Genomic DNA, 11,510 nt, shown 5'->3' on the forward strand with positions numbered 1-11,510 from the left:
TCAGCAACACTACGTCTAAGCACATGAGTGTTACAGAGGAATCCACTTAATGCATGTTGGCACTTTGTTCTCAACTGATGGTAAGAAACCATGCCTTCTGAATATTGTTGCTTGGGATTCCCCTTTGTTCATGTTCTACTCCCCTGCCCCGGTAGCTCCATTAGAAAAAGAGCTGCCGAAGCAACTCCTTTATTTGAAGGTTCAAAAAGCTCTTTTTTCCGAACTGTTTCGGTCAATTGTCTTAATTTTTTTGATGAAATAATAATGTTTGTAGAGGGCGAGCACGACCAATAAGATTTTCACTAATAGGATGTCCACATAAAATACAGAAATTACGATGAAGAAATCGGCAATTAAATTGATTCTGATTTTCTCTCTTCGGGTCATGCCCTTTTTTTGCAGGAATGCTTCAACGTAGTTTTCATATAGTGAGGTGCTCTTGAACCAGTTTTCAATCGACTTGGAACTTTTAGCAAAGCAAAAGGCAGCAAATAAGTAAAACGGACCGCCCGGCAGAACTGGTAACACAGTCCCTGCAATACCAATCAAAAGAGATATGGAACCAAGAACAAAGAATAGGATACTTTTTACTTTTTTTATTGTCATCACCTTTTTATTTATATTCTATCCCCTTATATCGTAAAGAGGAAGCTTAATTGATTCAATATCATTGATTAGTATCTTCCCTTTTTGTTCTTGAACTAACCTGTCCTTTGGTTATTAACAGGATATCTTATCCATTCATGCTTCTGTCGCAACATTTTTTAGACGTCGCAATCATTGTATATTAAATCCACATCGCAGCCTTACAATCATTCATAGAGCATGGTAACGACACCAGCATATTCCGACAAATTTCCTTTGGAAATATCCAATGTCTTAACTTCGGTTGTTCGCTGTCCGGAAATCTGAAGAAACTTATCTACCTTTGAAAACATCAAGCCGACAACCGACAATGCCTTTGTTCTATAGTGCATAGGGATCGTAATAGTAGATTTCAATTGACGCATTACCTGAGCAGCTTCTATTGCATTGATCGTGACTGTACCTCCTACAGGAATGATGAGAATATCTACTTTTCCAATTTCATTTACTTGTTCTTCTGATAATAGATGCCCTAAATCTCCGCAATGACAGATAGTTAGGCCGTCCATTTGGAAACGATATAAAATATTGGGGCCTCTCTTCTCGCCATTTGCCTTGTCGTGAAATGTCTTGAATCCACTAATTCTTACATCTTTGCGGATGTATTCCTTCGGCTCATTCACAAGCAAGTAATCACCTGTTGCAGCTTGAATTTTATTATGATCGAAATGATTATGTGTAACGGCAACTATATCTGGTTCAATGCTTGGCATACGGTAACGGATGAAGCGATAATATGGATCAATAAGAATCCTGGTTCCTCTTTCGGATGTTAGTAAAAAGGCAGAATGTCCAAACCATTTTATTTTCATACTGAAATTCTCCTTACTATGCAATTGATTTAAACTTATTAAAATCAAGCAACTTTTAAGGAACCTTGGACTACAGTTCAAAATATATTCCATTTATTATTATTCCACTATTCATGTAATAGTCCTTCACCTAATCTGGCCATTTTGTTCCATAAGAAACTCCTATGGCGACGCTCCTCGCCGCCACCATCCACTACGAAAATCTAAACTCAAAATAGAGTCTAACCCATTAACCAGAGCAAGCTTATGTAGCTATTTAGAGGTATATAGACTTCTACAATACGGATCGCTTCAAGAAAAATTTAACGGCCTTTCCCCGATTGAGTACCCAGGAAAGGCCGCAGCTTGAAATACTCCGTTTTTATTGTCTACTTGACAGGGTTATGTGCAGAACTTTATTAACAAATTCTCTTTTTATTTATTATAGTAAACTCATTTCTAAAATTTACATCTTTCAGTAAATTCAAAATGAAATTATTCATATTTATTTTTAACTTCATGTATTCTAAATAACTTAAATTATTTGCAAAAAATACTATTTCTGTCTTATTGTTTTCTTTATCCGTAACATAAGTAGCATTAGTAATTACAAATAATGTAGACCCCCCCTTTTGTCCAGCATGTTTAAGCCATTCACTATTATTAGGATGTTCCATTAATTGTTCCATCAATTTGTCTAAAACTTCTTGCATTGTATTATTGAATATTTGTTTGTCATTTAAGATACTCATTATTCTTAAATATTCATTCGATGTACTTTTGGGTAATCGATCAGACCAATTTTTTTGTAAATTTTCTGACATTGGAATTACTTTCTTTTTTACTTCCTTTAGCTTACTTTGCAATAATGCTGAATTAATCTCTTTCGAAAGATCTTCATATTCTCTTTTAGACATTGCAATCATTCTCTTTTTTAATGATTTTTTAGTAAGGGAGGGTTCCTTGCTTAATAAGTAAGCTGGAATCATTACAGATGAAACAAAGTTAAAAAGAGGGTCGTGATCATTCAAATTTAGTTTTTTAAGTTGGTTGTTGATGTTATGTAAGCCTAATTCATTAATAAGAAATTCAGTGTTTGCATTGGAACTAAAATTAATCATACCTTTAGCTATTTCGACTATGTTGACTTGATTATTTTGAATTAAATTATTCACTTTTAAATAGTTAATCCACTCAGGATGGGCCCCACCATCTGTTTTAGGTAGGTAAAATACATCTAATAAATCTAATGAAATGTTAGTCTTTGGATTGATTTTTTCTTTTGAAATTTGTTCTGCAAATTCAATGGCTATTATAATTTTCACAGTGCTTGCTAAAACTAACTTTTTTTGACTATTAATTGAGCATTCGATTATATTATTTCTTTTAAGAGAAAAAGCAAAATCATCATTTTCTTTCATATATTTTAAAAAGTATTTGGGGTCTATCTTTTTTAATATTATGCGTAAATAAACTATGAATGCGATTATTGTTAGAACTATTATTAATATAAAGCTAATAAGAATCATATTAATCCCTTTCTTCAAGAAAATACTTATAGTTTAATAATAAGATTTATTAGATTTTATTTATAAATAATGAATAATAATTCCCCTTAGATTTTTTGTTTCTAAAATTTAGGAATAACTATTGAGTGTGACCCTAGAGATCATATACCATAAATCCAGATTCCCCACGAATGTTATTGAAAACATTCAGTGTCAAAATAAGAAACACTAAGAAAGAAATAACTGATTGTGACCGAGATAACTAATTTCATCTGCTTTTATCCACTTTTCAATTATCATCATTTATATTGTTCAATAATTTATTTATCCCTCAACATTTTATCCCCCCTTTACCAAACTTCTATAGGAATATTTTAACACATTTAAAATCATACATAATTTGTCAAAGAAGTGCTTTATCTGAAAGTATGATAATGTAAATGATCGTACTTTCAAAGGCCGCCAATTGGCAGCCTTCTTATGGCGCTAACGCACCCGTTAGCCATCCATGAAGCGCAAAAATCAGCGCTTCACCAAAGAGAATGAAAATTGGTCTCTATGTCGATAATGTTTTAATGGCTGGCGAAGAAGGTCATTGAACTATGGTGCCTTTGAGCCCATCCGTTAGTCTGACTCCGACGACCACGGTGTACCACCGACTGTCGCGCCCTTTATGGGTAGCACTCAGGGAGATTAATCCTTTTTTGGTCGTCGCGCTAGCCTCTACTTAATTTGCTATAAATTGGAGGTTTTTGTTTAACGATTGACCAAACTCAATCAGATCACTCATAAGGCTCAGCCTTTTTTTAGAAAGCGTTTTTACTGGGTTTATTGGTTTTTTTTGGATTTTGGGCTTTTTTAATTTTCATGGGAGTTCATTAAGAAAAGTTATTCTTATTAAAGAATCGCGCCCTTTTACGGAGGAATTTTCAACAGTATTAAGAGCCTTCTTACCACTTAAGATATTGCATAAAAGCATTCTATTGTTTAAGTACAAAAACTCTATAATTGAAGGTCATAAGAATGAATAATGTTGTACAAGCAATATATTAAAAAGTACTCATATTCCTTTGCATTAATCTATTTCCCATTTTACATCAATCTTCCCTTTCAAATTATCCCCAGTGACTATTAATATATATATACCTGCTTTTTCTGCATTAAACTGGATTACATTCGTATCAATGTCTCTATATTCTCCATACGTATCTTCCAGCTCTTCCAGCTCTTTCATCTCTACTAACTTCCCGTTATTATCTAAAATATGATACCCATATCCTCCCTCATTCATTTGGTCAAAGGATATATAACTCGTTACTACGTCTCCCTTTTTTAAAGATATTGGAATCTCATTTTTTCCATTGAAACGCTCAAACTCTGCGGAAAATGATGATTTTGTCTTTTCTTCGGTCCAATCTTCTTTTATAGTAAAATCGAATAATCTTATACATAGCAGTAGAGGGAAGACTAAAAGAGAAATCCATACTAATTGCTTTTTTTTCTCAAAAAAATAGTAGCTAAAAGCATAGATAAATGCACATAATGCACCAACACTTCCAGCAATCAATGAAAACAAATTAATACCCATAAATGGAAAAAACACAATAAATCCTGCTAAACAGTGCAAAAGGATACTCGTCTTGTATGTGACCTCTCTCCATTTATACCTTACTAAATCGATTAGCACTGTCATCACTAGTGCATATCCGCAAATTAATCCCCAAACCTTTATATTTGATATAGATTCTGTAAACTCATACAAATCAAATTCGGTTCCCAAAATGATATATATGCACATAATAAATACTAATAAACCAAGCGCTGCTAGTTTATTAAGTATGTACTCCATTACACTATTATTAAACGTCATTTCTAAATTCATAAATCCCCCTAAATGAAATTTTTCAATATGATATAAATAATATTAGCGGATATTCCCAATATATTAAAAGGATTTACAGATTGATTGCCCGGATAGATTAATGTTTCCTTTCCATACCAAAATGAGGCAATAAGGGTTTTATGAAGAAATGCACTTAAACTCCCCCTTCCCTATATAAGAAAAGAGTTCCCTTAAAGGCACCTCTGCTCGAAAACCATTGTACCGCTCAATCTTATTCATCAACTTCAATAAAATAATGATCCTTACGGTATGACACTGCATCCATGGTCGCGATCATGTTTTGCTCATGCAGGACGTCTATCCGATAAAATCCTGTCCGATAGTTTCGTTTGACTTCCGTTGCACGGGCCACTATCTTGTCTCCTGGTTTAGCTGATTCAATGAACTGGATTGTTGTCGAGAGTCCTAATGATGTTTTGCCATAGGCATTACAGGCTACCGAAAAAGCATGATCTGCTACAGCATAAATAACCGCACCGTGAACAGTTCCATATGCATTTACCATAGTGCTTTGCACTTCTAACGTTGCTTCTGCAGTACCTGCCTCGAATTTGGTTAACTGGATGCCTAACGATTTAGCATACGGATCGTTTTTCACTTGCTCATGAATTTGTTCATAGTGTTTTTCATAAATTTGATATTCATCAATTTTCTTTTTCACTATTACCTGCCCCTTCCAAATACCATTGATATCATTGTTACTTTGAGTTCCTGACTATTATCAATTTAAAAAAACAATTGCACCAGCATCATGTAGATAATCGTTCCCCCCGCTATCGAGAGGAGCATCATTTTCTTCCAAACGTGAAGCAGGGCAACTACCGCCACCCCAATAAATTCAGGGATGCCATGACTTCCGGATTGTAAGCTTACATCCTTTAAACAATAAATGACCAAAAGCCCAATTACCGCGGATGGCAGCATTTTACCGAGATACTGTACATACTTCGGTGTGGGCTTACCTGATGGGAAAACGATGAAGGGAAGAAATCTTGTAAGCATTGTGCCTAAAACAACCATCGCGATTGTAATGATTTGCTGTGTTAAAGTCATTGTCATATGGTTCTCACCTCAACTTTCTCTAATGGTTTTCTAAGTAAGGTGAGTACCCCCAAAATGGCAAACATGGCAGGGATAATGAAATTGCTTCCGCCAAAAATAATAAGACAGACAGCAGACAGGCCAAGCCCAGCAAGAGCACTATGATGGTTTTTCTCTTTCATCCATTGTTCAATGAAAATCACTACAAAGAGAGCCGTCATAACAAAATCGAGTCCTTCTGTATTGATTTTGACAAAAGAGCCAAAAATGCCGCCAATCGCTGACCCTATCACCCAATAGGAATGATTGAGCAGTGTCACGAAGAACATAAACCAGCCCTTGTCTACATCCTTCGGTACATCAACGGTACAATTGATGGAAAAAGACTCATCGCAAAGCCCAAAAATCAGATACAGCTTTTTCTTACCGGTCCCCCTATATTTATCGAGCATGGATATGCCATAAAACAAATGCCGTGCATTCACCATTAAGGTTAGAAAAAGGGCATTAATCGGATTGAACGCGACAAGCAATAAATTGGCTGCAATAAATTCCATCGATCCTGCAAATATCGTTAGGCTCATCAATATCGGGTAAATCGCACTGAACCCTAATGAATTCATAAAGATTCCATAAGCGATGCCCAAAAATAAAAAGCCTGCCAAAATGGGCGCTGTGTACGGAAAAGCCGCACGAAATGCAAGTATCATTTGAGTTCGTTTTTTCATATAAATCACATCCTGGTGGGTAAATTTATTTAAACTTAACATACAAAATCCGTACAAAAAACAAGTTAATTGTATGGATTACAATTAAAATAAAATACCCCCATTTCATCAAAATGGGGGTACTGATACGTTTATCACCTTTTAAAGCAGACCGTTTCAATATTAGAATTCCATACAAAAAATGATATGATTGTATGGAATAAGATAGTAGAGGTGAAGTATGCCAGTAAATTCATTTGACAATTATCCAATGTCTTGGAAACCTGATAAGAATGCATTAAAGCGTCCTTTTTATAAATCTCTCGCATCATTACTTGAACAAGATATAACAAATGGTTTTTTAGCACCTGGAACCAAGTTGCCCCCTCAACGAGAATTGGCAGATTTTCTTGACTTAAACTTCACCACGATTACCCGATCCTACAAAATATGCGAGGTAAAGGGATTAATATATGCCGTTACGGGAAGCGGAACCTTTGTGGCTCCTAATGCCACTCGTTCCATAACCATTTCCGCGGATAAAACGGCAAACAGCATTGATCTTGGTTTTGTGGCATCTTTTGAGCAAACCAATGATATTGTTTCAGAAACCATTCAATAAACCGTGAACAAAAGTTATTTGGAGCAGCTCTTGAATTACAACGATCCGACTGGTATTCCACATCAAAAAACAGCAGCTCTAAACTGGATGGAATCTTTCGGCATTCACACGGATCAAGAGCATATAGCAATCGTTTCCGGTGCCCAAAATGCATTGGCTGTTGCCCTGGCTGCTTTATTTGAGCCTGGTAATAGAATTGCAACCGACTTATACACATATTCAAACTTTATCGAGCTGGCAAAGATGTTTCATATTAAGTTAGTGCCCATTCACGGAGACCAGTTTGGAATGCTGCCAGATGAACTTGAAAAGCAATGTTGCCAAACAAATATTGACGGCATATTTCTGATGCCCTCTTGCAACAATCCCACCACAATCATGATGTCGGATATTCGAAAGCAAGAATTGGCTGAGGTCATCCGAAAGCATCGTTTAATTTTGATTGAGGATGATATTCATGCATTTCTGACGGCAGGCATCATCTCCGACTACAGGCAGCCGATGTTCCATTTGCTTCCGGAACAGAGCGTTTATATTTGCGGCACATCTAAGTCAATATGTTCTGGATTAAGAGTTGCCTATATGGTTTATGGGGATGCCTTTAGCGAGAAAATTTCCCAGGCCATTTTCAACATAAATGTAAAGACCTCTTCTTTTGATGCAGAGGTTATCACAGAGCTAATCCTATCAGGCAAGGCTCATGAAATTGTTTCTCATAAGAAACGGCTTGCACAGACTGCAAATGATATTTATTCGGAATATTTTCCTTTAAGAAAGGATGTCGGACATCCTCTCAGTCTTTATCGCTGGCTTCCAATTAAAGGGCATAACGATGCGTTACAGCTGGAAACGGATTTGAAAAGGCGCGGTATTCGGGTTTTTCATTCCAATCGTTTTCAAAGCGGGCAAACCACCCCTGATATGTATTTGCGTATTGCACTTTCTTCCACAAACTCATTCGATGAGTTAAAAATAGGATTAGAAATATTAAAGCAGTATCTAGGCTGATTCAAGTCTAGTTAAAAAACCATTCTAATTGATTGGATTTAGAAGGTGCGAGACTCCTGCAAGAAAAGCGAATCTTCGGGAGACCCCGCAGGCGCAAAAGCGCCGAGGGCGGGCCGCCCGCGGAATGCGAGTGCCTGGAGTGAAAATCAACGTTCAATATTTGGTCTACAAATCTTCGGCATGGCCTCACCCCGGACCATATAAAAGAAGACTTGGTCATCCTTCATGAATTTTCACTTTTCGATATGGAATGAAACCTCATTAGATTGAAGAAATTTGCGACACTCCTGCCGAATAACTGGCTAGCCAAGACCCCACAGCCGCTTGCGGTGAGGAGGCTTGGCAGACAGTCGGCGGAAAGGGAACGGATTTCTGAAATCAACTCCGAACGTTTTTTAATAATTGCAGACAGGCTCAATTATCTACAGTTGAAGCCCGACCAATAAAGGTCGGGCTATTTTATGCTTTTTTAGCAGAAGTCGCTCATTCCCGCCTTAAAAACAACTACATCCAACAATGATTAAGAGTATAAACAAAACGACTATTAAGGCGAAACCTCCACCAAAACCAAACCCGCGGTCAAAACCCTGTTCACAACCTGACATATATAAACATCTCCTTATTTTTAATGAGGAATAAATGGGCTATATCATCTTATGCTCCAATCAGGAAAATAACAGCAACAGTCTCCATCTCCAATTTGGTAAAGTTACATTTTTAATTTGACATTCACGAATCAGTTATCCATGTTTAACCTCTGCAATATTATTTGAACTGGACAACATTAATAAACATAAGATGGAAAATACAATTTCATTCATTTCGATCCTAAATGATAACTATAAAATGTACTGAAAGAGGAGATGTTTTTTTGTATCCGAATGATTATTATTATCGAGTAAATAACTGGGAACCTACTTTATATATGTTGCACCAAAGTTTATATGCTGAAGAAATGGTATGTGCTATGAGCAGTGAGCTTTTCCATATACCAGAAACCAAAGATTTAAAAGGAAATCGCGAGATGCATAACCATCTAATCCCCGCATCATATCACCGTGTAACCGCAGTGGGGTCAGCCCAAAGGCTAAAAAATGGTGAGCAACAGCAAACCATTGTAGAAACAATGACAGCTTGTATAGTGAATGCTGAAACCCAAGATAAAAAAGTACGTGAAGGATTAAAGATAATGGAGGAAAATGCAAGCCCTAATTATATTGCCTTCATTAAAGTGATTATCAAATGGCAAGAACAAGCAGAATCCTACTTAAATCAAGCAAAAGAAGCTTTACGATCTATGGGGGTTTCATTTCCTGTTGGAAGTGAACAGCAGAATTATTAAGATATTATGATTCTACAAAAATTCATTCCAAAGGTTATATTCCCCCACCTTCGCTTGACCGAACTGTAAGAAGTTCGGTTTTTTCTGTATAAGCGTAGCTCTCACCACCTTCACTAATTTTAAAACTTCAAACACATAAGAAAAAGCTGCCTTTAAAGACAGCTCCAATCATAAGCAAAACTCCATTATAAAGTGAATGTCCCACCATGATAACAATAGTAATTTTCAGCTTTTAGATCTTTAATCTTTCTTAAAGACTGTTCTGCTTTCTCGACATTTAAACAAAAGTGCGGATTGGCAATCACCAATTCATGATTCTCTATAACAGCTGCGTCACCTGCTATTACACTTTTTAAACTTGGAAAATATAATGAAATATGCCCTGAAGTATGCCCTGGCGTTGCTACTACTCTACATTCGTTATCCAAAATCCAATCACCATCATGTACCATTTCATCAATTGAAACATGCTTCAAATTCTTTAATTTTTGTATAAACCATTTACCGAATTCAATTTCTTGAATTGGCATATTTTCCAGCATTTCTTCAGCTTGAACCAATCTCTCTGACTTCATTTCACCACTAATATATTGTGACTCCACTTCACTGGCGATCATGTTAATGTGAGGATACTTTACCTTGAAATCATATAAGGAACCTATATGATCAATATCATAATGGGTAATGATTATATTCTTTAAATTCTTCATGTCATAACCATTTTTAAAAATTTCATTTTCAATGAAAGGTAAAAAATTTGGATACCCTGTATCGACCAAGGTTAGTTGATTCTTTGAAATAATCAAGCTAGGATTAATGTGATTTTTTTGTCCATTAAATTCAAATTCAATTGGCAGTTCTATTATCCTCATTTTCCTCCTCCACACCTCCCGTTTATTCTATATATTCTTCAACAATTTATTTTAACCTGCCCCTTTAATTGCAAGGTTGCCGAAAACAACCTAGTTATTGAATTAACGCACCTGCTAATTGAAGAAAGAAGCTATAATTAAAATATTCAATGTATCGAAAGGAAGGTAAGGATGTTGTTAAATCAAGATTTAGAGAAGATTCTTAAAAGATTTGAAGCACTCAAAACTAATGAGATTGAAATATCGCTTGAGGGTGAAAAAGAGGAAAAGATGTCCGTTTTTTTCATCTGTTTTCCAAAGAGGAATTTGAAGAAGGACAACTAGGATATAGAGAAGATGAGGAAGGCAACTCCTTTGTAGGCAATGACGAAGGAGATTGGAAAGAAAGTTGGTTTGTTATTGGTTACGATGAAGATTTAGGTGACCCAATATTTGTCGATATACATAATAAAAATTATCCTGTTCTGATTGCTGAACATGGTATGGGCGAATGGGAACCATCTGTATTATATGATTCCTTGGAAGAATTCTTAAAGGATATTAAATAAAGAGGGGGATGCCCCCCTTTATCGTTAGTTGTACTGTTTACTCGTTAGTTTACACTTTGCTCGAGAGTTTGAGCGATATATACCGGATTTTGAGTGATATATACCGAAATTTGAGCAATTTACTCGTGAGTTTTGCTGATTTACTCGTGAATCTGCACTTTACACGCGAATTCCGCTATTTACTCGTGAGTTCGCTCTATTTACTCGTGAGTTTTGCTTATTTACTCGTGAATTCGCTCTATTTACTCGTGAGTTTTGCTGATTTACTCGTGAATTCGCTCTATTTACTCGTGAGTTTTGCTGATTTACTCGTGAATTCGCTCTATTTACTCGTGAATTTTGCTGTTTTACTCGTGAATCTGCACTTTACACGCGAATTCCGCTATTTACTCGTGAATTCGCTCTATTTACTCGTGAGTTTTGCTGATTTACTCGTGAATTCGCTCTATTTACTCGTGAATTTTGCTGTTTTACTCGTGAATCTGCACTTTACACGCGAATTCCGCTATTTACTCGTGAATTC

Annotated in this window: 12 protein-coding genes and 1 pseudogene; 4 read left to right on the forward strand and 9 right to left on the reverse strand. The window is 36.0% G+C overall.

Annotated features, from left to right (window positions below):
* Nucleotides 1-201 precede the first annotated feature (201 nt).
* The 7 genes from ACIQYG_RS12195 to azlC all read right to left on the reverse strand — a co-directional run bounded on the left by ACIQYG_RS12195 (nucleotide 202) and on the right by azlC (nucleotide 6,658).
* Nucleotides 202-606: a YbaN family protein gene (locus tag ACIQYG_RS12195; RefSeq protein WP_402838309.1), complete on the reverse strand. Its 405-nt coding sequence runs from the start codon at nucleotides 604-606 to the stop codon at nucleotides 202-204.
* A 206-nt stretch (nucleotides 607-812) separates the two neighbouring features.
* Nucleotides 813-1,457, reverse strand: coding sequence for an MBL fold metallo-hydrolase (locus ACIQYG_RS12200; protein ID WP_402838311.1), 645 nt, complete (start codon nucleotides 1,455-1,457; stop codon nucleotides 813-815).
* 398 nt (nucleotides 1,458-1,855) lie between these two features.
* Entirely contained in the window at nucleotides 1,856-2,965 is a 1,110-nt protein-coding gene (locus tag ACIQYG_RS12205) for a serine hydrolase (RefSeq protein WP_402838313.1), read from the reverse strand.
* A gap of 1,054 nt (nucleotides 2,966-4,019) precedes the next feature.
* On the reverse strand, nucleotides 4,020-4,826 hold the full coding sequence (locus ACIQYG_RS12210; protein WP_402838315.1) for a hypothetical protein: 807 nt from the start codon (nucleotides 4,824-4,826) through the stop codon (nucleotides 4,020-4,022).
* Nucleotides 4,827-5,058: 232 nt separating this feature from the next.
* Complete coding sequence (locus ACIQYG_RS12215) at nucleotides 5,059-5,508, reverse strand: PaaI family thioesterase (RefSeq protein ID WP_402838316.1); 450 nt, start codon at nucleotides 5,506-5,508, stop codon at nucleotides 5,059-5,061.
* A 65-nt stretch (nucleotides 5,509-5,573) separates the two neighbouring features.
* A complete protein-coding gene (locus tag ACIQYG_RS12220) occupies nucleotides 5,574-5,906 on the reverse strand; it encodes a branched-chain amino acid transporter permease (RefSeq protein ID WP_402838318.1) in 333 nt (110 codons plus the stop codon).
* Entirely contained in the window at nucleotides 5,903-6,658 is a 756-nt protein-coding gene (gene azlC / locus ACIQYG_RS12225) for an azaleucine resistance protein AzlC (RefSeq protein ID WP_402838319.1), read from the reverse strand. The genes ACIQYG_RS12220 and azlC overlap by 4 nt, the downstream gene beginning before the upstream one ends.
* Before the next feature lie 178 nt (nucleotides 6,659-6,836).
* Here azlC and ACIQYG_RS12230 point away from each other — a divergent pair.
* Nucleotides 6,837-8,225: pseudogene (locus tag ACIQYG_RS12230) on the forward strand (aminotransferase-like domain-containing protein).
* A 494-nt stretch (nucleotides 8,226-8,719) separates the two neighbouring features.
* Here the strand turns inward: ACIQYG_RS12230 and ACIQYG_RS12235 are convergent.
* Complete coding sequence (locus ACIQYG_RS12235; RefSeq protein ID WP_402838321.1) at nucleotides 8,720-8,830, reverse strand: YjcZ family sporulation protein; 111 nt, start codon at nucleotides 8,828-8,830, stop codon at nucleotides 8,720-8,722.
* A gap of 266 nt (nucleotides 8,831-9,096) precedes the next feature.
* Here ACIQYG_RS12235 and ACIQYG_RS12240 point away from each other — a divergent pair, with 266 nt between their 5' ends.
* A complete protein-coding gene (locus tag ACIQYG_RS12240; RefSeq protein ID WP_402838323.1) occupies nucleotides 9,097-9,567 on the forward strand; it encodes a hypothetical protein in 471 nt (156 codons plus the stop codon).
* 185 nt (nucleotides 9,568-9,752) lie between these two features.
* Here the strand turns inward: ACIQYG_RS12240 and ACIQYG_RS12245 are convergent, their stop codons facing one another.
* On the reverse strand, nucleotides 9,753-10,439 hold the full coding sequence (locus ACIQYG_RS12245; protein WP_402838325.1) for an MBL fold metallo-hydrolase: 687 nt from the start codon (nucleotides 10,437-10,439) through the stop codon (nucleotides 9,753-9,755).
* Nucleotides 10,440-10,726: 287 nt separating this feature from the next.
* On the opposite strand from ACIQYG_RS12245, the gene ACIQYG_RS12250 reads away from it, so the two are divergent.
* Nucleotides 10,727-10,987, forward strand: coding sequence for an SMI1/KNR4 family protein (locus ACIQYG_RS12250; protein ID WP_402838494.1), 261 nt, complete (start codon nucleotides 10,727-10,729; stop codon nucleotides 10,985-10,987).
* Between the two features lie 125 nt (nucleotides 10,988-11,112).
* Nucleotides 11,113-11,510: hypothetical protein (locus ACIQYG_RS12255; protein ID WP_402838326.1), on the forward strand; the 398-nt coding region annotated here is incomplete at its 3' end.

The organism is Peribacillus sp. NPDC096622 (assembly GCF_044762665.1).
GTDB lineage: Bacteria > Bacillota > Bacilli > Bacillales > DSM-1321 > Peribacillus > Peribacillus frigoritolerans_B.

Bases quoted from the DNA above. Each gene is read 5' to 3' on its own strand.
- azlC (WP_402838319.1), bottom strand. From the start codon at position 6,658: ATGTTAAGTTTAAATAAATTTACCCACCAGGATGTGATTTATATGAAA.
- ACIQYG_RS12220 (WP_402838318.1), bottom strand. From the start codon at position 5,906: ATGACAATGACTTTAACACAGCAAATCATTACAATCGCGATGGTTGTT.
- ACIQYG_RS12210 (WP_402838315.1), bottom strand. From the start codon at position 4,826: ATGAATTTAGAAATGACGTTTAATAATAGTGTAATGGAGTACATACTT.
- ACIQYG_RS12195 (WP_402838309.1), bottom strand. From the start codon at position 606: ATGACAATAAAAAAAGTAAAAAGTATCCTATTCTTTGTTCTTGGTTCC.
- ACIQYG_RS12205 (WP_402838313.1), bottom strand. From the start codon at position 2,965: ATGATTCTTATTAGCTTTATATTAATAATAGTTCTAACAATAATCGCA.
- ACIQYG_RS12245 (WP_402838325.1), bottom strand. From the start codon at position 10,439: ATGAGGATAATAGAACTGCCAATTGAATTTGAATTTAATGGACAAAAA.
- ACIQYG_RS12200 (WP_402838311.1), bottom strand. From the start codon at position 1,457: ATGAAAATAAAATGGTTTGGACATTCTGCCTTTTTACTAACATCCGAA.
- ACIQYG_RS12235 (WP_402838321.1), bottom strand. From the start codon at position 8,830: ATGTCAGGTTGTGAACAGGGTTTTGACCGCGGGTTTGGTTTTGGTGGA.